At 73.4% G+C, this 23,166-nt stretch carries 17 protein-coding genes; 12 read left to right on the forward strand and 5 right to left on the reverse strand.

The window, feature by feature from the left end:
- Nucleotides 1–168: 168 nt before the first annotated feature.
- Together ACL02R_RS12805 and uvrA are read right to left on the reverse strand one after the other, a co-directional pair.
- Nucleotides 169–3,468 (reverse strand): phosphodiester glycosidase family protein, encoded by a 3,300-nt coding sequence (locus tag ACL02R_RS12805; RefSeq protein ID WP_412797139.1) that lies wholly within the window; start codon nt 3,466–3,468, stop codon nt 169–171.
- A 351-nt stretch (nt 3,469–3,819) separates the two neighbouring features.
- Complete coding sequence (gene uvrA / locus ACL02R_RS12810) at nt 3,820–6,747, reverse strand: excinuclease ABC subunit UvrA (RefSeq protein WP_412796999.1); 2,928 nt, start codon at nt 6,745–6,747, stop codon at nt 3,820–3,822.
- 338 nt (nt 6,748–7,085) lie between these two features.
- Here uvrA and ACL02R_RS12815 point away from each other — a divergent pair, with 338 nt between their 5' ends.
- The 12 genes from ACL02R_RS12815 to pgi all read left to right on the forward strand — a co-directional run bounded on the left by ACL02R_RS12815 (nt 7,086) and on the right by pgi (nt 19,643).
- On the forward strand, nt 7,086–7,820 hold the full coding sequence (locus ACL02R_RS12815) for a maleylpyruvate isomerase family mycothiol-dependent enzyme (protein WP_412797000.1): 735 nt from the start codon (nt 7,086–7,088) through the stop codon (nt 7,818–7,820).
- 37 nt (nt 7,821–7,857) lie between these two features.
- Nucleotides 7,858–8,514, forward strand: coding sequence for an MBL fold metallo-hydrolase (locus tag ACL02R_RS12820; protein ID WP_412797001.1), 657 nt, complete (start codon nt 7,858–7,860; stop codon nt 8,512–8,514).
- 47 nt (nt 8,515–8,561) lie between these two features.
- Entirely contained in the window at nt 8,562–10,571 is a 2,010-nt protein-coding gene (gene uvrC / locus ACL02R_RS12825; RefSeq protein ID WP_412797002.1) for an excinuclease ABC subunit UvrC, read from the forward strand.
- Nucleotides 10,572–10,636: 65 nt separating this feature from the next.
- On the forward strand, nt 10,637–11,590 hold the full coding sequence (gene rapZ, locus ACL02R_RS12830; RefSeq protein ID WP_362967661.1) for an RNase adapter RapZ: 954 nt from the start codon (nt 10,637–10,639) through the stop codon (nt 11,588–11,590).
- Between the two features lie 2 nt (nt 11,591–11,592).
- Entirely contained in the window at nt 11,593–12,648 is a 1,056-nt protein-coding gene (locus ACL02R_RS12835) for a gluconeogenesis factor YvcK family protein (protein WP_362967662.1), read from the forward strand.
- Nucleotides 12,639–13,616 (forward strand): DNA-binding protein WhiA, encoded by a 978-nt coding sequence (gene whiA, locus ACL02R_RS12840; RefSeq protein WP_362967663.1) that lies wholly within the window; start codon nt 12,639–12,641, stop codon nt 13,614–13,616. The genes ACL02R_RS12835 and whiA overlap by 10 nt, the downstream gene beginning before the upstream one ends.
- Before the next feature lie 224 nt (nt 13,617–13,840).
- The gene (gene gap, locus ACL02R_RS12845; protein WP_412797003.1) at nt 13,841–14,845 is read left to right on the forward strand and encodes a type I glyceraldehyde-3-phosphate dehydrogenase; all 1,005 of its coding nucleotides are present in this window, start codon (nt 13,841–13,843) and stop codon (nt 14,843–14,845) included.
- Between the two features lie 69 nt (nt 14,846–14,914).
- Nucleotides 14,915–16,132 (forward strand): phosphoglycerate kinase, encoded by a 1,218-nt coding sequence (locus tag ACL02R_RS12850; RefSeq protein ID WP_412797004.1) that lies wholly within the window; start codon nt 14,915–14,917, stop codon nt 16,130–16,132.
- A 79-nt stretch (nt 16,133–16,211) separates the two neighbouring features.
- Nucleotides 16,212–16,967, forward strand: a complete 756-nt coding sequence (gene tpiA, locus ACL02R_RS12855; RefSeq protein ID WP_412797140.1) for a triose-phosphate isomerase — start codon at nt 16,212–16,214, stop codon at nt 16,965–16,967.
- Nucleotides 16,968–17,090: 123 nt separating this feature from the next.
- Nucleotides 17,091–17,321 (forward strand): preprotein translocase subunit SecG, encoded by a 231-nt coding sequence (gene secG, locus ACL02R_RS12860; RefSeq protein ID WP_362967666.1) that lies wholly within the window; start codon nt 17,091–17,093, stop codon nt 17,319–17,321.
- Between the two features lie 141 nt (nt 17,322–17,462).
- Nucleotides 17,463–17,798, forward strand: a complete 336-nt coding sequence (locus ACL02R_RS12865) for an RNA polymerase-binding protein RbpA (RefSeq protein ID WP_079032138.1) — start codon at nt 17,463–17,465, stop codon at nt 17,796–17,798.
- Nucleotides 17,799–18,008: 210 nt separating this feature from the next.
- Entirely contained in the window at nt 18,009–19,643 is a 1,635-nt protein-coding gene (gene pgi / locus ACL02R_RS12870) for a glucose-6-phosphate isomerase (protein WP_412797005.1), read from the forward strand.
- 57 nt (nt 19,644–19,700) lie between these two features.
- Here pgi and pgl read toward each other — a convergent pair whose 3' ends face one another.
- The 3 genes from pgl to zwf are packed head-to-tail and all read right to left on the reverse strand — an operon-like array spanning nt 19,701 to nt 23,160.
- Nucleotides 19,701–20,444, reverse strand: coding sequence for a 6-phosphogluconolactonase (gene pgl, locus ACL02R_RS12875; RefSeq protein WP_412797006.1), 744 nt, complete (start codon nt 20,442–20,444; stop codon nt 19,701–19,703).
- Nucleotides 20,441–21,604, reverse strand: a complete 1,164-nt coding sequence (opcA, locus tag ACL02R_RS12880) for a glucose-6-phosphate dehydrogenase assembly protein OpcA (protein ID WP_412797007.1) — start codon at nt 21,602–21,604, stop codon at nt 20,441–20,443. Before opcA ends, pgl begins: the two co-directional genes overlap by 4 nt.
- Nucleotides 21,601–23,160, reverse strand: coding sequence for a glucose-6-phosphate dehydrogenase (gene zwf / locus ACL02R_RS12885; RefSeq protein ID WP_412797008.1), 1,560 nt, complete (start codon nt 23,158–23,160; stop codon nt 21,601–21,603). Before zwf ends, opcA begins: the two co-directional genes overlap by 4 nt.
- Nucleotides 23,161–23,166 lie beyond the last annotated feature (6 nt).

Genomic DNA, 23,166 nt, shown 5'->3' on the forward strand with positions numbered 1-23,166 from the left:
CACCTTCGTGGGCGGCGTCGCGCACACCGGTCAGGTCAGGGCCAGGGTGGCGCGCCGGGACTCCGGCTGGCGGATGACCGCCATCGGAGCCCCGGCGGACGGGTCCACCTTCAAGGACCTCCTGCCGGACATCGAGGCCCACCTCTGACTCCGCCGCTGACCCGGCGGTCAGCGGCGGACGGTGACCACCGCCTCCTGCCGCGCCCCGGCGACCGTCACGGCGAGGGTCACCCGCCCCGGCCGCAGCCCCGTCAGCTCGCCGGTCGCCGGGTCGAACGCCGCCACGTCATGCCGCCCCGCCGTCCGCGCCGGACCCAGATGCAGCCCGCGCGACCCGGCCCAGTCCGCGCTGACCGGGAACGCCACCGGCACCGCCCGCACCCCGCTCGCGTCCCGCTGCTCCACCGTCGCGGCGGCCCGTTCCGTGGCACCCACCGCGAGGAGGCCCGGGGCGTCGAGGCCGAGACCGTCCACGTGCGGCATCGTCCGGACGGACAGCCAGTCGGGCAGCCGCGCCCCCGGCGTCCTGCGGGCCTGCGCCCGCTCCGCCCGCGACACGCCGTCCACCCCGACCAGCGCCCAGCCGGTGAAGCCCCCGTCGCCCGGCGCGGCGGCCGGTCGCTTCCCCGCGTCGCCACCGATGACGTACGGCACCCCGTCCAGGTGGTACGCGTCGAAGACCCCGACATGGGCGCCGAAGAACGCCACACCCTTGCCCGTCTCCCGGCGGAAGTCCGCCAGCCACTCCTCCAGCAGCGCCGCCTCCAGGCGGTCCGTCAGCTGGCTCGCGGGCTGCGCCGTGGTGTCGCGCGGCGGCACGTGCGAGAGGACGACCACCGAGCCCACCGCCGGGTCGTCCGCCGCCGCGTCCAGTTCGGCGCGCAGCCGCTGGAACTGCGCGTAGCCCGCGCCCCGCAGCGTCAGTGACGACGTGTCCAGCGTGAGGAACCGCGTCCCCCGGTGATCGAATGTGAGCTGGCTTGGACCGAACTCCGCCTCGAACTGATCGATACTGCCGCCCATCACCTCGTGGTTGCCCGGCACGTAGTACCACGGCACGGCATCGCCCAGCTCCTCCTCGATCACCCGCCGCCCGAACGCCAGGTCCGCGGGCGAGCCCTCGTCCACCCAGTCCCCGTTGACGACCACGAAGTCCGGGCCGGCCGCCAGCGCCTCCCGCAGCGTCCGCCGCGCCGTCGCGACGATCGGGCCGTCCGGGTCCCGCGCCACGAACTGCGCGTCCGACACCACGGCGAACCGCCAGTCACGGCCCGCCGCCCCCGCCGCCGTGCCGATCACCGGGTCCGCCACCGGGCCGCCCTCCGGCAGCGCCACGTCCGGCGGGGTCCGCGCCCGCAGGCCGTCCAGGACGACCGAGCCGGTGTACTGCTCCCCGGCCCGCGTCTCCGCCAGGTAGAAGCGGCGCACCGACACCGGGTACGCCACCCCCTCCGGCACGGCGAACTCCACCTCGCGCCAGCCGTCCCACGTCACATGCTCACCCCGCAGCACCTGGTCGGTCCCCTGCGCGTCCACGAGGTGCAGCGACGGCCACGCCCCCCGCCCGTCGCCCTCGATCCACAGGGCGAAGCTCTGCGGCTGCCCCGGCACGGGGATGCCGGACGGCGGCGACGCGTACGCGGCACGGGTCGCGGTGCTCAGCCCGAAGTCGTACGTCATCCGCAGCCCGCCGCCCGTCCGCCCCGCCGGTTCCGGGGCGAGCGCCCCGCCCGCCCGCGCGTGGCTGAACCGCCAGGCGCCCGCCTCGCCGGGGTCGTCGAAGCCGGCGAGCACCGTCTCCGTCAGCCCCACGGTCACGCCGAGCACCGCCGTCGCCCCGCCCACGGTGACGGTCACCGTCCCCGAGCCCGACGTGGTGCCGGGCGCGGCGCGCACGGTGAAGCCGCCGCTCCCCACGTCGGGCGCGACGGTGAAACGCTCCCGGTCGTAGGCCAGGCGGACGTCGTCCGGCTCGATGGGCGCCGACGTGCCCGCCGCGTCGTACCCGAGCACGCCGAACCGGCCCTCGGCGCCGGGGCCGGCGAGCCCCACGCGGGTCGTCGTCGGCGTGATCCGCGCCAGCTCGCCGAGGACCGTCAGGTCGAACGAGCCGCGTGCCCGGCCCCGTTCCGCCGTCACCGCCGTGGTGCCGGGGGAGCGGGCCGTGAAGACGCCCGCGCCGTCCACCCGGCCCACGCCGGGGCGCTCCGACCGCCACCGGCCGGGCGTTCCCGCGGCGGGACCGTACGTCTCGTCGTGCCCGGTCGCGGTGAGCCGCCGCGTCAGCCCCGGGAAAACGCGGTCCGGGTGCCCGCCGGGGACGGGGCCGGCCGTGGGCGCCGCCGCCGGGTCGGCCGCCGTGGTCACCCGGAAGCCGGTGATCCGGCCGCTGCCCAGCGGCGCGGTGAGCGCCAGGCCGTTGGGCACCGGGCGCTGCTCGCCGTCCGACGGGCTGTTCACGAGGTGCGGCGCCGCGTCGCCCGGGGCGCGGGCCAGCAGGGTGGCGGACCCGCCGCCGTCCAGGTTGAGCGCGCTCCAGGCGCCCAGATCGGCCATCATGACGGCGAGTTCGGTGAGCGTGGTGCCGCCCGAGTGGGCCTGGCGGCCGTCGACGGACAGCAGGTACATCTCCTGGCCGTCCCGCGAGAAGCCGACCGCCGTACGGGGCGCCGTCGCGTTGTTCGGCAGCCCCTCCCAGTCCAGCGGCTCCCCCTCGGCCACGAGGACGCCGCGTCCGCCGACGGCCGTACGGGGCAGCGGCCCGCCGTCGCCGGTGCGCGGCGCGTACTCGGTGGCCAGCGTGTCCCCGGGCGCGAGCCCCGCCAGGGCCGCGGCGCCCGCCTCGCGCCCGAGCAGCACGTACGCGTCCTCCGGCACCGGCTCCCCGCCGGGCGCGCCGGTCACCGAGGTCACCTCGCCGCCGTCCGTCACCGTCACCTCGGTGACGCGCCCGGCGCCCGCCACCGGGAGCGCGCGGTCCGCCGCACCCCACTGCGCCGTGTAGAGGCCGATGCCGCCCGCCGGGACGTCCGCCGCGTTGTACCCGTCGAGGGGGAGCGTCCCGCCGTCCGGCAGGGTCAGTGTCCCGTCGAAGTACAGGTCGAGCACCCGGCCCGCGCCACCGGGGCCGATCCCCACCGCCTGCGTCGCCGTACCGGAGGGCGACTGGACGAGCGCGCCGTCCGCGACGCCCGCGCCCAGCGGCGCGCCGGTGGCGTTGATGTCGAAGAAGTCGCCGTTGACGGCGGCCACCGTCGTGCGGCCCGCGCCCGGGTCGTGCGCCGCGGCCAGGTCGCCGACGGGCGCCGTCGCGGCCACCGGGCCGGGGGAGAGGTAGTCGACGCGCAGGTCGCTCGTCAGATCGACGGTGAGCGCGTGGCCGCTCAGCCACTTGTCGGACTCCAGGCGGCGGAACGACGTCAGCTCCGCGCCGGGTGCGACCGGCTGCTCGGTGCGGACGAGGTCCATCCCGTCGCGGTCGGCGATCCCCGCCGGGAGGGCGGTGTGCGCGGGGACGGGGGCCGCCGGCGTGCCGGCGGCCCCCGGTGGGGCGAGTCCGGAGGTGAGGAGCGCCGCGGCCCCCGCCGCGACCAGCGCCCGCGCTCCCGACCACCTGCGTCCCGACCTTCTGCGTACCGCGCGTGCCCTCACCGGCAGCTCCCTCGAACGCGACCACAGGGCGCGCGGACAGCGCGCCCAGCGGCACAGCGTTCCAAGCGGGCGCCCCCGACGCCAGAGGGCCTTGCCGAAGCCCGGGGGAACAACGCGTGTCCCCCGGGCCGCCGGTCACCGGCCGGGCCCGGGGGGAGTGACGGACGGTCAGCCGCGCCCGGCGACCGCCGCCTTCTTCTTGGCGCTGCGGGCGGCGCGCGTCCCCCGCGGGGCGCGGGCCGGCGCGTCCGACACCGCGTCACCCAGCACGTCCCGCAGGAACTTGCCGGTGTGGCTCGACGGCTCGGCCGCCACGTCCTCGGGCGTGCCCTCGGCGATCACGACGCCACCGCCGTGGCCGCCCTCTGGACCCATGTCCACGACCCAGTCGGCGGTCTTGATGACATCGAGGTTGTGCTCGATGACGATCACCGTGTTGCCCTTGTCGACCAGGTCGGACAGCACCCCGATCAGTTTCCTGATGTCCTCGAAGTGCAGGCCGGTGGTCGGCTCGTCCAGGACATAGACCGTGTTGCCGGTGGACCGCCGCTGAAGCTCGGACGCCAGCTTCACGCGCTGCGCCTCGCCGCCCGACAGGGTCGGCGCGGGCTGCCCGAGGCGGACGTACCCGAGACCGACGTCGGTCAGCGTGCGCAGGTGCCGCGCGATGGCGGGGACGGCCTCGAAGAAGTCCAGCGCCTCCTCGATGGGCAGGTCAAGGACCTCGGCGATGGACTTGCCCTTGTAGTGGACCTCCAGCGTCTCCCGGTTGTACCGGGCGCCGTGGCAGACCTCGCACGGCACGTACACGTCGGGCAGGAAGTTCATCTCAATCTTGATCGTGCCGTCGCCCGAGCAGTTCTCGCAGCGGCCGCCCTTCACGTTGAACGAGAAGCGGCCCGGCTGGTAGCCGCGGACCTTGGCCTCGGCCGTCTCCGCGAACAGGCGCCGCACGTGGTCGAAGACGCCGGTGTACGTCGCCGGGTTGGAGCGGGGCGTGCGGCCGATGGGCGACTGGTCGACGTGCACGACCTTGTCGAGGCCCTCGTCCCCGTCGACGCGGGTGTGCCGCCCCGGGACGGCCTTCGCGCCGTTCAGCTCGCGCGCCAGGTGCGTGTAGAGGATGTCGTTGACCAGCGTGGACTTGCCCGAGCCCGAGACGCCGGTCACCGCCGTCAGCACACCGAGCGGGAAGTCCACGTCGATGTCCTTCAGGTTGTGCTCGCGGGCGCCGCGCACCGTCAGCTGCCGCTTCGGGTCCACCGGGCGCCTGACCTCCGGGGTCGGGATGGTGCGCTTCCCGGCGAGGTACTGCCCGGTGAGCGAGGCGTCGTTGGCCAGCAGCTCCGCCAGCGGGCCGCTGTGGACGACCTCGCCGCCGTGCTCACCGGCGCCGGGGCCGATGTCCACGACCCAGTCGGACGTCCTGATGGTGTCCTCGTCGTGCTCGACGACGATCAGCGTGTTGCCGAGGTCGCGCAGCCGCACGAGGGTCTCGATGAGGCGGTGGTTGTCCCGCTGGTGCAGGCCGATCGACGGCTCGTCCAGCACGTACAGCACGCCCACGAGGCCCGAGCCGATCTGCGTCGCGAGCCGGATGCGCTGCGCCTCGCCGCCGGACAGGGTGCCCGCGGCGCGGTCGAGCGAGAGGTAGTCGAGACCGACGTCCACCAGGAAGCGCAGCCGCTCGTTGACCTCCTTGAGGACGCGCTCGGCGATCGCCTTCTCGCGCGCCGACAACGTCATCGCGCCGAGGAACTCCGCGCACTCGCTGATCGACATGCCCGCGACCTCGGCGATCGAGCGGCCCTGCACCGTCACCGCGAGGATCAGCGGCTTCAGCCGCGTCCCGTTGCAGGCCGGGCAGGGCGCCTCGCGCATGTACCCCTCGAAGCGCTCCCGGCTGGAGTCGGACTCGGCCTCCGCGTGCCGCCGCTTGACGAAGGGGATGACGCCCTCGAACGCGGTGGTGTACGCGCGCTCCTGGCCGTGCCGGTTCTCGTACCGCACTTCGAGGCGGGCCTTGTGCCCGTGCAGCAGTGCCTTGCGCGCCCGCTGCGGCAGCCCGTTCCACGGCATGTCGGTGCGGAAGCTGAGGGCCTCGCCGAGGGCGCCGATGAGGAGGTTGAAGTAGCCGCGGGTGTGGCCGTGCGACCACGGGTGGATGGCGCCGTCCTCCAGCGTCCTGTCGGGGTCGGGGACGATCAGCTCGGGGTCCACCTCCATCCGCGTGCCGATGCCCGTGCACTCGGGGCAGGCGCCGAACGGCGAGTTGAACGAGAAGGAGCGCGGCTCCAGCTCCTCGAAGGACAGGTCGTCGTACGGGCAGTACAGGTGCTCGGAGAACATACGCTCGCGCTGCGGGTCGTCCTCGGGGAGGTCCACGAAGTCGAGGATCACCATGCCGCCGGACAGGCCGAGCGCCGTCTCCACCGAGTCGGTGAGGCGCCGCTTGGCGCTCTCCTTCACGGTGAGGCGGTCCACGACCACCTCGACGGTGTGCTTCTCCTGCTTCTTCAGCTTCGGCGGGTCGGTGAGCTGGACGGTCACGCCGTCCACGCGGGCGCGGCTGTAGCCCTTGGTCTGGAGGTCCGCGAAGAGGTCGGCGAACTCGCCCTTGCGCTCGCGCACGAGCGGCGAGAGCACCTGGAAGCGGCTGCCCTCCTCCAGCGCGAGCACCTTGTCCACGACGGCCTGCGGGGACTGCCGGGCGATCGGGCGGCCGCACTCGGGGCAGTGCGGCTTGCCGATGCGGGCGAAGAGCAGGCGCAGGTAGTCGTACACCTCGGTGATGGTGCCGACGGTGGAGCGCGGGTTGCGCGAGGTGGACTTCTGGTCGATGGACACGGCGGGGGACAGGCCCTCGATGAAGTCCACGTCCGGCTTGTCCATCTGCCCGAGGAACTGCCGGGCGTACGCGGACAGCGACTCGACGTAACGCCGCTGGCCCTCGGCGAAGATCGTGTCGAACGCGAGCGAGGACTTGCCCGAGCCCGACAGCCCCGTGAAGACGATGAGCGAGTCGCGGGGCAGGTCGAGCGAGACGTTGCGCAGGTTGTGCTCGCGAGCGCCACGAACGATGAGTCGGTCGGCCACGGCCGGATGGCACCTTTCGTCGGAAACGCGGGCAACCCGCGCGGTGCGGGTGCCCCTCCCCAGAGTAGGACGGGTGTCCGGTGATCGGCGCCGGTCGCCCGGGGGCGGGGAGATAGGCCACCCTATAGCACGTGCGTTCGATTACCGGAAGTTTCGCGCCTTCTTCACCCGATCGAGCGGCGTCGCCGCCGGATTCGCCCCGACGGGCCCGGCTTGCGGCGCACGCACGGGCTCCACCGAGGGCCGCGGGGGCTCGTCCAGCTGTGCCAGGGATCACTCGATCCGGTGATCTCGCGGCGGTGCTGCGCCGCCGCCCCGCGCTGGCTAGGGTGGCGACCGTGACAGGACACCGGCCCGACCCCCACGCCGACCTGACCGCGCTCGCCACGGCGACCGACCGCCTCCTCGCGGACGCCGCCGCCCTCGGCGCGGACGACATCGCCGCCCCCTCCCGCCTGCCGGGCTGGACACGCGGCCACCTGCTCGCCCACCTGGCCCGCAACGCCGACGCCCTCGTCAACGTGCTGGCCGGACGGCCCATGTACCCCGGCGAGGACGCCCGGAACGCCGACATCGAGCGCGACGCCGACCGGCCCCCCGCCGTACACCTGGACGACCTGCGCACCGCCTCCGACCGGTTCGCCGAGGCGGCGGGCCGCCTCACCGACGCGCAGTGGGACACCGTCGTGGCCTTCCGCAACGGCGTCACGGGGCCGGCCGGCGCCGTCCCCCTGCGCCGCTGGATCGAGGTCGAGCTGCACCACGTGGACCTCGACATCGGCCGTACCGTCGCGCAGCTGGACCAGGCGTTCCTCCGCCGCGCCCCCGGCTACCTCGCCGACCGCTACCGCGGCCACCCCGCCGTCCCCCCGCTCGACCTGCGCGCCGACGACGGCCGCCAGTGGGTCACCGGCACCCCCGCCCCCGCCGGGACCGCCGCACCGGCCACCGCGCTCACCGTCTCCGGCACGCCCGCAGCCCTCGTCGGCTGGCTCAGCGGACGCACGGACGGCGGCGACCTCGCCGTCGACAGGGCCACCGGCGCCGCCCTGCCCGCACTGCCGCCGCTGTGACCCGCTCGCGGCCCCCCGCACTGGGAGACTGACCGTCATGCCCTACACCGGAAACGTCACCGTCGGCGGGCCCGCCGACGTCCACGAGCTGACCCACCTGATCATCTCCAAGGCAGCGGTCGGCCCCATGGACAACAACGCGTACCTCCTGCGCTGCCGCGCCACCGGCGCCCAGCTCCTCGTGGACGCGGCGGCCGAGCCCGGCACCCTCACCGAGCTGATCGGCGACACCGGCCTCGACGCCGTGGTGACCACACACCGTCACGCCGACCACCGGCAGGCGCTCGCCGACGTCGTCCGCGCCACCGGTGCCCGCACGTACGCCGGACGCCTCGACGCGGAGGGCATCCCGGTCCCCACCGACGTCCCGCTGGACGACGGCGACGAGATCCGCGTCGGCGCCTGCCGCCTCACCGTCCGCCACCTCACCGGCCACACGCCCGGTTCCGTCGCCCTCGTCTACGACGACCCCGAAGGCCACCCGCACCTGTTCACCGGCGACTCCCTCTTCCCCGGCGGCGTCGGCAACACCCACGGCGACCCCGCCGCGTTCACCCGGCTCCTCCACGACGTCGAGACCCGGCTCTTCGCCGCGCTGCCGGACGAGACCTGGGTCTACCCCGGCCACGGCGCCGACACCACCCTCGGCGCGGAGCGGCCCCACCTCGGGGAGTGGCGCGAACGCGGCTGGTGACGCGGTGAAGTTACTCACTGTCAGTCCCGGGCAGTAGGGTTGCCGCCATGGCCGACCCCTCCAGCTACCGCCCGAAGCCGGGCGAGATCCCCGACTCGCCGGGCGTCTACCGCTTCCGCGACGAGCACCGCCGGGTCATCTACGTCGGGAAGGCCAAGAGCCTGCGCCAGCGGCTCTCGTCCTACTTCCAGGACATCACCCACCTGCATCCCAGGACCGCGACCATGGTCACCACCGCGTCCTCGGTGGAGTGGACCGTCGTCTCCACCGAGGTCGAGGCGCTCCAGCTGGAGTACTCCTGGATCAAGGAGTACGACCCCCGGTTCAACGTCAAGTACCGCGACGACAAGAGCTACCCGTCGCTCGCCGTCACGCTGAACGAGGAGTTCCCCCGCGCCCAGGTCATGCGCGGCCCCAAGCGCAAGGGCGTGCGCTACTTCGGCCCGTACGGCCACGCCTGGGCCATCCGCGAGACCGTGGACCTCCTCCTGCGCGTCTTCCCCATCCGCACCTGCTCGGCCGGGGTGTTCAAGCGGGCGAGCGCCATGGGCCGCCCCTGCCTGCTCGGCTACATCGACAAGTGCTCGGCCCCCTGCACGGGCCGGATCACCCCCGAGGACCACCGCGAGCTGGCCGAGGAGTTCTGCGACTTCATGGCCGGGCGCACCGGCGCCTACCTGCGCCGCCTCGAAGAGCGGATGCACGAGGCCGCCGAGGACCTGGAGTACGAGCGCGCCGGGCGCCTGCGCGACGACATCGAGGCCCTGCGCCGCGCGATGGAGAAGAACGCCGTCGTCCTCGCCGACGCCACCGACGCCGACCTGTTCGCCCTCGCCGAGGACGAGCTGGAGGCCGCCGTCCAGATCTTCCACGTCCGCGACGGCCGGGTGCGCGGCCAGCGCGGCTGGGTCACCGACAAGGTCGAGCAGATCTCCACGCCCGAGCTGGTCGAGAGCGCCCTCCAGCAGCTGTACGGCGAGGAGCGCGGCGAGGGCGTGCCGCGCGAGGTCCTCGTCCCCGCGCTGCCCGAGCCCGCCGAGCCGGTCGCCGACTGGCTGGCGCAGCGGCGCGGCTCCCGCGTCAGCCTCCGCGTCCCGCAGCGCGGCGACAAGCGCGACCTGATGACCACCGTCGAGCGCAACGCGCAGCAGGCCCTCGTCCTCCACAAGACCAAGCGCGCCTCCGACCTCACCACGCGCTCCCGCGCCCTGGAGGAGATCGCCGACGCGCTCGGCCTCGACTCCGCGCCGCTGCGCATCGAGTGCTTCGACATCTCGCACTTCCAGGGCGACGACGTCGTCGCCTCCATGGTCGTCTTCGAGGACGGCCTCGCCCGCAGGAGCGAGTACCGCCGCTTCCAGATCAAGGGCTTCACCGGCCAGGACGACGTCCGCTCGATGCACGAGGTGATCTCCCGCCGCTTCCGCCGCTACCTCAGGGAGCGCGAACGCACCGGCGAGTGGGCCGTCGAGGAGCCGGACGGCACGACCCCGGCCGAGGACATGCCCGACGGGGAGGTCACGGACGGCGGCTCCCTCCGCGACGACGAGGGCCGCCCCCGCCGCTTCGCCTACCCGCCCCAGCTCGTCGTGGTCGACGGCGGACAGCCCCAGGTCGCGGCGGCACGCCGGGCGATGGACGAGCTGGGCATCGACGACGTCGCCGTCTGCGGCCTCGCCAAGCGCCTGGAGGAGGTCTGGCTGCCGGGCGAGGAGGACCCCCTGATCCTGCCCCGCACCAGCGAGGGCCTCTACATGCTCCAGCGCGTACGTGATGAGGCCCACCGCTTCGCGATCCGCTACCAGCGCGGAAAGCGGTCACAATCGATCCGCAGGAGTCCCCTCGACGCCGTCCCAGGGCTCGGGGAGACCCGCAAGAAGGCCCTGCTCAAGCACTTCGGCTCGGTCAAGCGGCTGCGCACCGCCACACCCGAGGAGATCGCCGAGGTGCCCGGCATAGGCCCCAAGACCGCCGAGACGGTCGCCGCCGCCCTCGCCGAGGGCGCGCCGGCCGCTCCCGCGGTCAACACCGCCACCGGAGAGATCATCGAGGACTGAACCGGCAGGCCGACCGTACCCACCCGACGCACACACACGCTGAAGACAGGCGGGGGAACCGCACCATGGACGAACGCAGCAGAGACAGGGAACAGACCGCCGCCCCGCCGGAGCAGCCGGGCGGCGCGCCCGCGGCCGGGCTCACCGAGGAACTCGTCACCACACCCGAACTCGTGATCATCTCCGGCATGTCGGGCGCGGGCCGCAGCACCGCCGCCAAGTGCCTGGAGGACCTCGGCTGGTTCGTGGTGGACAACCTGCCGCCCGCCCTCATCCCCACCATGGTGGACCTCGGGGCGCGCTCGCAGGGCAACGTCGCCCGCATCGCCGTCGTCGTCGACGTCAGGGGCCGCAGCTTCTTCGACAGCCTCCGCGAGTCGCTCACCGACCTGGAGGCCAAGGGCGTCACCCGCAGGATCGTCTACCTGGAGGCGTCCGACAACGCGCTGGTCCAGCGCTTCGAGTCCGTCCGCCGCCCGCACCCGCTCCAGGGCGACGGCCGCATCGTGGACGGCATCGCCGCCGAACGCGACCTCCTGCGCGAGCTGCGCGGCGACGCCGACCTCGTGATCGACACCTCGGCGCTCAACGTGCACGAGCTGCGCGCCAAGATGGACGCCCAGTTCGCCGGCGGGGACGAGCCGGAACTGCGGGCGACCGTCATGTCCTTCGGCTACAAGTACGGCCTGCCCGTGGACGCCGACCACGTCGTGGACTGCCGCTTCCTGCCCAACCCCCACTGGGTCCCGGAGCTGCGCCCGTTCACCGGCACCAGCGAGGAGGTCGCCGGCTACGTGTTCAACCAGCCGGGGGCCAAGGAGTTCCTCGACCGTTACGCGGAGCTGCTGAGCCTCATCGCGACCGGCTACCGCCGCGAGGGGAAGCGCTATGTGACGATCGCCGTGGGCTGCACGGGCGGCAAGCACCGCAGCGTCGCCGTCTCCGAGCGGCTGGCCCGCAGGCTCGCCGCCGAGGGCGTCGAGACCGTCGTCGTCCACCGGGACATGGGGCGCGAATAGGAATGCCACGCAAGGGCGTCCGGCAGGCCCGGACAGCGAGGAGCCGCGAGCGCGGCCGGCACGGCGGCCGGCCACGGCTCGGCCGCGGCCGGGGCGCCCAGCCCAAGGTCGTCGCGCTCGGCGGCGGCATGGGCCTGTCCGCGTCGCTCACCGCGCTGCGCCGCATCACCGGCGACCTGACCGCCGTGGTCACCGTCGCCGACGACGGCGGCTCCAGCGGCAGACTGCGCGACGAACTGGGCGTCCTGCCGCCCGGCGACCTGCGCAAGGCGCTGGCCGCCCTGTGCGGCGACGACGACTGGGGCAGGACCTGGTCGGAGGTCGTGCAGCACCGCTTCAAGAGCGAGGGGGCGCTGCACGACCACGCCGTCGGCAACCTGCTGATCGTCGCGCTGTGGGAGCAGCTCGGCGACCACGTACGTGCCCTCGACCTGGTCGGCAAGCTCCTCGGCGCGCACGGCCGTGTCCTGCCGATGTCCGCCGTGCCCCTGGAGCTGGAGGCGCTGGTCAGGGGCCACGACCCGCGCAGACCTGACGAGCTGAGCCGCGTCCGCGGCCAGGCCACCGTCGCGCTGACCCCCGGCGAGGTCCGGCAGGTCGACCTCGTCCCGGCCGACCCGCCCGCCGTCCCCGAGGCGGTGGCGGCCGTCCTCGACGCCGACTGGGTGGTGCTCGGCCCCGGCTCCTGGTTCTCCTCCGTCATCCCGCACCTGCTCGTCCCCGAACTGCTCGACGCCCTCACCCGCACCAAGGCCCGCCGGGTCCTCTCACTCAACCTCGCACCGCAGCCCGGCGAAACTGATGGCTTCTCCCCGCAGCGTCATGTGGAGGTTTTGGTACAACACGCCCCTAAACTCGCCTTTGACGTGGTGCTGGCCGACCAGGCAGCCGTGCCGGACCAGGAGAGTCTGCGCGAGGCGGCCGAACGGCTGGGAGCCGGGGTGCAGCTGGCACCTGTGGCCGCGCCCGACGGGACGCCCCGGCACGATCCGGAGCTGCTGGCCGCCGCGTACGACCGTATTTTTCGGATGCATGGAAGGATCGGCCCATGGCGATGACGGCTGCGGTGAAGGACGAGATCTCCCGCCTTCCCGTCACCCGCACCTGCTGCCGCAAGTCGGAGGTGTCGTCGATCCTGCGTTTCGCGGGCGGCCTGCACCTGGTCAGCGGGCGGATCGTGATCGAGGCGGAACTGGACACCGGGATCGCCGCACGGCGGCTGCGCCGGGACATCCTGGAGATCTTCGGCCACTCCTCCGACCTGGTGGTCATGGCGCCCGGCGGACTGCGGCGCGGCAGCCGCTACGTGGTGCGGGTCGTCGCGGGCGGCGACCAGCTGGCCCGCCAGACGGGTCTGGTGGACGGCCGCGGCCGTCCGATCAGGGGGCTGCCGCCACAGGTCGTCTCCGGGGCGACCTGCGACGCCGAGGCCGCCTGGCGCGGCGCGTTCCTGGCGCACGGGTCGCTGACCGAGCCGGGCCGCTCGTCCTCACTTGAGGTCACCTGCCCCGGGCCCGAGGCCGCGCTCGCGCTGGTCGGCGCCGCGCGCCGGCTCCAGATCGCCGCCAAGGCGCGCGAGGTCCGCAGCGTGGACCGCGTGGTCGTCCGTGACGGTGACGCCATCGGCGCGCTGCTGACCCGCCTCGGCGCCCACGAGTCGGTGCTCGCCTGGGAGGAGCGCCGCATGCGCCGCGAAGTGCGCGCCACCGCCAACCGGCTGGCCAACTTCGACGACGCGAACCTGCGCCGTTCGGCCCGCGCCGCCGTCGCGGCGGGCGCCCGTGTGCAGCGCGCCCTGGAGATCCTCGGCGACGAGGTCCCCGACCACCTCGCCGCCGCCGGACGGCTGCGCATGGAGCACAAGCAGGCGTCCCTGGAGGAGCTTGGCGCCCTCGCCGAGCCGCCGCTCACCAAGGACGCGGTCGCGGGCCGTATCCGCCGCCTCCTGGCCATGGCCGACAAGCGGGCGCAGGACCTCGGCGTCCCGGGCACCGAGTCGAACCTCACGGAGGAGATGGTCGGCTGACCGGCCGTCCGCACGGGATGCCCGCGCCCCCGCGCGGGCGTCGCGCCGTACCCCCCCCGGCCCCCCACCGGGACGGCCGTCCCGCCCCGGGTTTCCGGGCCCGGACACGGCTGGCCGGTGTCACTCCGCGGAGCGGGGCGCGGTAGGGTCGTCCGTGGTCGGGGACATCCCATACAGCATCGTCGGCAGCAGTCCCGCCGGCGTACCAACGAGGAGATCGGTTCGTGACGATCCGCGTAGGAATCAACGGCTTTGGCCGTATCGGTCGCAACTACTTCCGCGCGCTCCTTGAACAGGGGGCGGATGTCCAGATCGTCGGTGTCAACGACCTGACCGACAACGACACCCTGGTCCACCTGCTGAAGTACGACAGCATCCTCGGCCGCCTCAAGGAAGAGGTCAGCCACACCGACGACACGATCACGGTCGGCGGCAACACGTTCCGCACCTTCGCCGAGCGCGACCCCGCGGCCCTCCCCTGGGGCGAGGTCGGCGCCGACATCGTCATCGAGTCCACCGGCATCTTCACCAAGCGCGCCGACGCCGCGAAGCACCTCGCCGCGGGCGCCAAGAAGGTCCTGATCTCCGCGCCCGCCAAGGACGAGGACATCACGATCGTCGTGGGCGTCAACCAGGACCAGTACGACCCGGCCAAGCACGACGTCATCTCCAACGCCTCGTGCACCACGAACTGCGTCGCGCCGATGGCCAAGGTCCTCGACGAGAGCTTCGGCATCGTCAAGGGTCTGATGACGACCGTCCACGCGTACACGAACGACCAGCGCATCCTGGACTTCCCGCACAAGGACCTGCGCCGCGCCCGCGCCGCCGCGATCAACATCATCCCGACCACGACCGGTGCCGCCAAGGCCACCGCCCTGGTCCTGCCCCAGCTCAAGGGCAAGCTCGACGGCATCGCGCTGCGCGTCCCGGTCCCCACCGGCTCCGTCACCGACCTGGTGGTCGAACTGGACCGCGAGGTCACCAAGGACGAGGTCAACGCCGCGTTCAAGTCGGCGGCCGACAGCCAGCTGAAGGGCATCCTGGAGTACACCGAGGACGCGCTCGTCTCCTCGGACATCGTCAACTGGCCCGCGTCCTGCACCTTCGACTCCTCGCTCACCATGGCGCAGGGCAAGCAGGTGAAGATCGTCGGCTGGTACGACAACGAGTGGGGCTACTCCAACCGCCTCGCCGACCTGACCGTCTACGTCGGCGAACGGCTCTGACCGGTCCCCTCAAGCAGGGCTCGCAGCACACGCTGCGGGCCTTGCGCCACTTCAGGAGTCAACGAAACCATGAAGACGATCGATGACCTCCAGGTCGCGGGCCGCCGGGTCTTCGTCCGCGCCGACCTCAACGTCCCCCTGTCGGACGGGACCATCACCGACGACGGCCGCATCCGGGCCGCCGTGCCGACCATCTCCGCGCTCGCCGACGCGGGCGCGCGGGTGATCGTCGCCTCGCACCTCGGCCGCCCCAAGGGCGCGCCCGACCCGCAGTACTCCCTCGCCCCCGTGGCCCAGCGGCTCGGCGAACTCCTCGGCAGGCCCGTCGCGTTCGCCTCCGACACGGTGGGCGAGAGCGCGCGCGCCACCGTCGGCGGGCTGGCCGACGGCGAGGTCGCCCTGCTGGAGAACCTCCGCTTCAACGCGGGCGAGACCAGCAAGGACGACGCCGAGCGCGGCGCGTTCGCCGACAGCCTCGCGGCCCTCGCCGACCTCTACGTGGGCGACGGCTTCGGCGCCGTCCACCGCAGGCACGCCTCCGTGTACGACCTCCCGGCCCGGCTGCCGCACGCGGCCGGCGGGCTGATCGCCACCGAGGTCGGCGTCCTGCGCAAGCTCACCGACGACGTGGCGCGCCCGTACGCCGTCGTCCTCGGCGGCGCCAAGGTGTCCGACAAGCTCGGCGTGATCGGCCACCTCCTCCAGCGCGCCGACCGCATCCTCATCGGCGGCGGCATGGTGTACACCTTCCTCGCGGCCCAGGGCCACGAGGTCGGGGACTCGCTGCTCCAGGCGGACCAGATCCCCGCGGTCCAGGGCTACCTGCGGGAGGCGGCGGAGCGCGGCGTCGAGTTCGTGCTGCCGGTGGACGTCGTCGCGGCGAAGGCGTTCCCCGACCTCAAGACCAAGGCGCCCGCCGACCCGCAGGTCGTCGCCGCCGACGCGCTGACCCCCGGCGTCCAGGGCCTCGACATCGGCCCGGAGACCAGGAAGCTGTACGCCGCGAAGCTCGCCGACGCGGCCACCGTGTTCTGGAACGGCCCGATGGGCGTCTTCGAGCACCCCGACTTCGCCGAGGGCACCAGGGCGGTCGCCCAGGCGCTGCTCGACAGCCCGGCCTTCACGGTCGTCGGCGGCGGCGACTCGGCGGCGGCGGTGCGCATCCTGGGCTTCGACGAGTCGGCGTTCGGCCACATCTCGACCGGCGGCGGCGCGAGCCTGGAGTACCTGGAGGGCAAGGAGCTGCCCGGCCTGGCCGCCCTCCAGGGCGGCGGGGACAGCGAGTGAACGGGCTGGTACGCGGCGTACGGCCGCGCAGCGGAGCGACGAGAGAAGGCACAGCGTGACCGAGGGACGCACCCCGCTCATGGCGGGCAACTGGAAGATGAACCTCAACCACCTTGAGGCCATCGCCCATGTCCAGAAGCTCGCCTTCGGCCTGTCCGACAAGGACTTCGACGCCGTCGAGGTCGCCGTCCTGCCGCCCTTCACCGACCTGCGGTCCGTGCAGACGCTGGTGGACGGCGACAAGCTGCAGATCAGGTACGGCGCGCAGGACATCTCCGCGTACGACTCCGGGGCCTACACAGGCGAGGTCTCGGGCGTCATGCTGGCGAAGCTGAACTGCGCCTACGCCGTCGTCGGCCACTCCGAGCGCCGCCAGTACCACGGCGAGGACGAGGCCGTCTGCAACGCCAAGGTGAAGGCGGCCTACCGGCACGGGATCACCCCGATCCTGTGCGTCGGCGAGCCGCTGGAGGTCCGCAAGGCGGGCACGCACGTCGCGCACACGCTGGCCCAGCTCGACGGCGGTCTGAAGGACGTCCCGGCCGAGCAGGCCGCGTCCGTCGTGATCGCCTACGAGCCGGTCTGGGCCATCGGCACCGGCGAGGTCGCCACGCCGGACGACGCGCAGGAGGTGTGCGGCGCGATCCGCGCGCGGCTCGCCGAGCTGTACGGCCGCCCGCTGGCGGACGGGGTGCGCATCCAGTACGGCGGCTCGGTCAAGGCGGCGAACGTCGCGGCGATCATGGCCAAGCCCGATGTGGACGGCGCGCTGGTCGGCGGGGCCGCGCTGGACGCGGACGAGTTCGTCAAGATCGTCCGGTTCCGCGACCAGTAGGGCCCCTGTACGCTGTCCGGGACCGGGGGGAGCGGGTACGTCCGCGCCCTCCGGCCCCGTGGTGCCGGTCACCCCGGCAGCCCGATCGAATGTCCGTCCGTTGGTGAGAGAGTTGGTTCAGTCGTGGAAACGGCGTTCCAGATCGCGCTGATCGTCTTCAGCTTCCTGTTGGCCCTCCTCGTGCTGATGCACAAGGGGAAGGGCGGCGGCCTCTCCGACATGTTCGGCGGAGGCATGCAGTCCTCGGTCGGCGGCTCGTCCGTCGCCGAGCGGAACCTCGACCGGATCACCGTGGTCGTCGGCCTCGCCTGGGCGGGGATCATCGTGGTGCTCGGTCTGCTGATGCGGTCCTAGGTCCCGGCCCGGAGGTGGTGCTTCCGCCTCCGGCGCCCGGCGGCCGCCGGGCCTCCAAGTCAGTAACTCCCAGCACTGGACGTGCGTTGAGCCTTGCATAGACTGAGGACTTCGCAGGATGGCAGGCAGGGAGTGACGACCGTGGCAGGTGGCAACGCGATCCGGGGCAGCCGGGTCGGGGCGGGGCCCATGGGTGAGGCCGAGCGCGGCGAGTCCGCGCCCCGGCTGAGGGTCTCCTTCTGGTGCGCGAACGGGCACGAGACACAGCCCAGCTTCGCCAGCGACGCACAGATCCCGGATACCTGGGACTGTCCGCGCTGCGGCTTCCCGGCGGGAACCGAACGCGACGCGCCCCCGGCGCCGCCGCGTACCGAGCCCTACAAGACGCATCTGGCGTACGTCCGCGAGCGCCGCAGCGACGCCGACGGCGAGGCGATCCTCGCCGAGGCGCTGGCGAAGCTGCGGGGCGAGATCTAGTGCCGTGCCGGGCGCCGTGAGTCGGTGAACCTTTCCGGTCACAGCACTAGAGACGTCCGTCCCGGAGGACCCGGGTGCCGGCCCGTGTGGCCGGTGCCCGGGTCCTCCGCGCTTCCGGGGCGCGGGCCGGGGAGCCGGTGTACGGGTCCCGACCGGTGATCGGCTAGCGTGCGGCGGGAGTTTCCTGCGTGCGAGAACAAAAGGCGGATCATGAGGCTCGATCAGACGGCGGAGTGGCGTGCGCTCGCCGGACACCGGGACGCGCTGGGCGAGGTGGGGCTGCGGGCGGAGTTCGACGCCGACCCGGGCCGCGCCGGGCGGTTCGCGGTCCAGGCCGGGGACCTGTACATCGACTACTCGAAGCAGCTCGTCACCGACGAGACGCTGCGGCTGCTCGTCGCGCTCGCCGGGGCCACCGGCGTCGCCGCCCTGCGGGACGCGATGTTCCGTGGCGAGAGGATCAACGTCACGGAGGGGCGGGCGGTGCTGCACACGGCGCTGCGCGCGCCGCGTGACGCGGTGGTGGAGGTGGACGGGGAGAACGTCGTCCCGCGCGTCCACGAGGTGCTGGACCGGATGGCTGATTTCTCGCGCCGCGTCCGGTCGGGGGAGTGGACCGGCCACACGGGCCGCCGCATCAGGGCCGTGGTCAACATCGGCATCGGCGGCTCCGACCTCGGCCCGGCCATGGCGTACGAGGTGCTGCGCCCGTACACCGACCGCGCGCTGACGCACCGCTTCGTGTCGAACGTGGACGGCGCCGACCTGCACGAGGCGCTGCGCGGCCTGGACCCGGCGGAGACGCTGTTCGTCGTCTCGTCGAAGACGTTCACGACGATCGAGACGATCACCAACGCCACGTCGGCCAGGCAGTGGCTGCTCGACGGCCTCGGCGCGGGGCAGGAGGCCGTGGCGCGGCACTTCGTCGCCGTCTCGACCAACGCGGACGAGGTCGCGCGGTTCGGGATCGACACCGCCACCATGTTCGAGTTCTGGGACTGGGTCGGCGGGCGGTACTCCTACGACTCGGCGATCGGTCTGTCGCTGATGATCGCGATCGGTCCCGACCGCTTCCGGGAGATGCTCGACGGTTTCCACACCATCGACGAGCACTTCCGCACGGCTCCCTTCGAGGCCAACGCGCCCGTGCTGCTCGGCCTGCTGGGTGTCTGGTACGGGGCGTTCTTCGGGGCGCAGTCGCACGCGGTGCTGCCGTACAGCCATTACCTGTCGCGGTTCACGGCGTACCTCCAGCAGCTCGACATGGAGTCGAACGGCAAGTCCGTCACCCGTGGGGGTGAACCGGTGGACTGGCAGACCGGGCCCGTGGTGTGGGGGACACCGGGGACGAACGGGCAGCACGCGTACTACCAGCTGCTGCACCAGGGCACCAAGGTCATCCCCGCCGACCTGATCGGCTTCGCCCGGCCGGTCGGCGAGCTGTCCCCCGCGCTCGCCGCGCAGCACGACCTGCTGATGGCGAACCTCTTCGCCCAGGGCCAGGCCCTCGCCTTCGGCAAGACCGCCGAGGAGGTGCGCGCCGAGGGCGTTCCCGACGCGCAGGTGCCGCACCGCACGTTCCCCGGCAACCGGCCGACCACCACCATCCTGGCCGCCGAGCTGAGCCCCTCGGTGCTCGGGCAGCTGATCGCGCTGTACGAGCACAAGGTGTTCGTGCAGGGCGCGGTGTGGGACATCGACTCGTTCGACCAGTGGGGCGTGGAGCTGGGCAAGGTCCTCGCCAAGCGCGTGGAGCCCGCGCTCACCGAGGGCGCCGAGATCCCCGGGCTCGACCCGTCCACCACCGCCCTCGTCGCCGCCTACCGGAAGCTGCGCGGCCGCTGACACGGGAACGCCCCCGGCCCCCCCGTCACCGTGCGGTGCGGAAGCCGGGGGCGGCCGTCAGCCTCCGGGGCGCAGCCCCGCCGCCGCCGGTACGTCCACCAGCCACAGCGTCCGCGACAGGCCGAACGCCCCCGCCGCCGGGGCACGCAGCTCCCCCGGCTCCGAGAACGCCGTCGCCACCGCGTCCGCCTTGTCCTCGCCCGCCGCCAGCAGCCACACCTCGTGCGCCGTGCGGATGGTGGGCAGGGTCAGCGAGACACGTGTCGGCGGCGGTTTGGGCGCGTCGTGCACGGCGACGACCGTGCGCTCCGTCTCCCGCACGCCCGGCAGCCCCGGGAACAGCGAGGCGACGTGCGTGTCAGGGCCGACGCCGAGCAGCAGCACGTCGAACGGGCCGGGCGCGGCGGCGAGCTCCGCCGCGTACGCCTCCGCCGCCGCCTCGGCGTCCGCGCCCCACGGCCCGTCCGAGGCGGGCATCGGGTGCACGCGGTCCGGGTCGAGCGGCACGGCGTCGAGCAGCGCGGCGCGCGCCTGCCCGTGGTTGCGGTCCGGGTCGTCCTGCGGGACGAAGCGCTCGTCGCCCCACCACAGGTCGAGACTGCCCCAGTCCACGGCGTCCCTGGCGGGCGAGGCGGCGACGGCGGCCAGCACCCCGTTGCCGTTCCGGCCGCCGGTGAGGACGACGGACGCGGAGCCCCGCGCGGTCTGGGCGTCCACGATCCTGGTGATCAGCCGGGCCGCCACCGCCTGGGCCATGAGGTCCTTGTCGCGGTGGACGACCAGCTCACGTGCCACGGTCATGCCGGCGGCTCCCCGTTCTTCCCGCCCGCGGACCGGGACCGCGGCGCCTTCTTCTGCGCCGCCTTGCCCGCTGCCCTGCCCGGCGCCTTCGCGGGCGCCTTGCGCGGTGTCCTGGCCGGGGCCTTGGCGGCGGGCCTGGCCACGGCGGTACCGTGCGCGCCGTCCCCCGGCGCGGCGTCCACCGACTCCGCCGCGCCCGCCGGAGGCCCGGCCGCCTCGGCGGCCGAGGTGCCCGGCGGGGTGTTCAGCCGGCCCAGGCCGTGCCGCACCGTGCCCGCGTACGCCTCGTCCGGATCGAGCCGCCGCAGCTCCTCCGCGATCAGCTCCGCCGTGGAACGCCGGTGCAGCGCCACATGCCGGTCCGGCTGGCCCGGTACGGCGAGGGTGGCCAGCGCGCCGTCCGGCCGGTCCAGGCAGATCACGCCGTCCGCCGTCGTGAGGCGCACCGCCGTGATGCCGGGGCCGTCGGAGACGACCCGGCCCACCGGCACGTGGAGCCGTTCGGCCAGCCACAGGGCCAGCAGCTCCGTGCTCGGGTTGTACTCCTCGCCCTCGACCTCGGCCGCCGTGACCTTCGTGTGCTTCTGGTCGAGCGCCGCCGCGAGGACGCTGCGCCACGGCGTGACGCGCGTCCACGCCAGGTCGGTGTCGCCAGGCGCGTACACCTCCGCCCGGGACACCAGGGCCGCCACCGGGTCCTCCGTCGCCGCCGCGTCGGTGATCCGGCGCTGCGCCAGCGTGCCGAGCAGGTCGTCCGCCGGGTGCGCGGGCGCCTCGTCCGGCCACCAGACGACGACGGGCGCGTCCGGCAGGAGCAGCGGCAGGACGACGCTGTAGGCGTGCGCCGACAGTTCGCCGTGCAGCCGCAGCAGGACGGTCTCGCCGTTGCCCGCCTCGCCGCCGACCCGGACCTCCGCGTCGAGACGCGCCCCGGCGCGTTCCCGCGGGGAGCGGCCCGGCCGCTTGATGACGACCAGGATGCGCGACGGGTGCTCCTTCGACGCCTCGCTGGCCGCCTTCAGGGCGTCGTAGTGGTTGCCCTCGTCCGTGACGATGACGAGGGTCAGCACCATCCCGACCGCCGCGCCCACGGTGCGGCGGCCCTCGACGAGCGCGGTGTTGATGCGGGCGGACGTCGTGTCCGTGAGGTCGATGTTCATGGGCGGCGCCAGCTCCGTCCGTCTCGTGCGAGCATCTCGTCGGCCTCCGCCGGGCCCCACGAACCGGCCGGGTACGGCGCGGGCCGCCCGTGCCTGGCCCAGAACTCCTCGACCGGGTCGAGGATCTCCCAGGAACGCTCGACCTCCTGGTGGCGGGGGAAGAGGTTGGCGTCGCCGAGGAGGACGTCGAGGAGCAGGCGCTCGTACGCCTCCGGGCTGGACTCGGTGAAGGACTCGCCGTAGGCGAAGTCCATCGTGACGTCCCGGATCTCCATCTGGGTGCCGGGCACCTTCGAGCCGAAGCGCACGGTGACGCCCTCGTCCGGCTGGACGCGGATCACCAGCGCGTTGTGCCCCAGCTCCTGCGTCTCCGTCGCGTCGAACGGCGAGTACGGCGCCCGCTGGAAGACGACGGCGATCTCGGTGACGCGCCGCCCCAGCCGTTTGCCCGTGCGCAGGTAGAACGGCACCCCGGCCCAGCGCCGGTTGTCGATCTCCAGCTTCACCGCCGCGTAGGTGTCGGTCACCGACTGCGGGTCGATGCCCTCCTCCTCCAGGTAGCCGGGCACCTTCTCGCCGCCCTGCCACCCGGCCGTGTACTGGCCGCGCACGGTGTGCCGCGCCAGGTCGGCGGGCAGCTGGACGGCCGAGAGGACCTTCAGCTTCTCCCTGACCAGCGCGTCCGCGTCGAAGGACGCGGGCTCCTCCATCGCGGTGAGGGCGAGGAGCTGGAGGAGGTGGTTCTGGATGACGTCCCGGGCCGAGCCGATGCCGTCGTAGTAGCCCGCGCGGCCGCCGATGCCGATGTCCTCGGCCATCGTGATCTGCACATGGTCCACATAACCGCGGTTCCAGATCGGCTCGAACATCGTGTTGGCGAAGCGGAGCGCCAGGATGTTCTGGACGGTCTCCTTGCCGAGGTAGTGGTCGATGCGGAAGACCTCGGCGGGCGGGAACACCTCGTGCACGATCTGGTTCAGCTCCTGCGCCGACTCCAGGTCGCGGCCGAACGGCTTCTCGATCACCGCGCGCCGCCACGACCCCGCGGCCGGGTCGGACAGGCCGTGCCGCTTCAGCTGCCGCACCACCGTGGGGAAGAACTTCGGCGGCACCGACAGGTAGAACGCGAAGTTACCGCCCGTGCCGTGCTCCTTGTCCAGCTCCTCGATGGTGTCCCGCAGCTGCCCGAACGCCTCGTCGTCGTCGAAGTCGCCGGAGACGAAGCGCATCCCCTCGGCCAGCTGCCGCCACACCTCCTCACGGAACGGCGTGCGCGAGTACCGCTGCACCGAGTCGTGCACGACCTGCGCGAAGTCCTCGTCCTCCCAGTCGCGGCGGGCGAAGCCCACCAGGGAGAACCCCGGCGGCAGCAGCCCCCGGTTCGACAGGTCGTACACGGCGGGCATCAGCTTCTTGCGTGACAGGTCGCCGGTGACGCCGAAGATCACCAGGCCGGAGGGCCCGGCGATCCTCGGCAGCCGGCGGTCCTGCGCGCTGCGCAGCGGGTTCGTGAACCCGTCCCGCGTCCGCGCGCGGGGCTTCGAGCCGTCGCTCACCGGTGC

The sequence above is a fragment of the Streptomyces sp. MS19 genome (assembly GCF_047200595.1).
Taxonomy (GTDB): Bacteria; Actinomycetota; Actinomycetes; order Streptomycetales; family Streptomycetaceae; genus Streptomyces.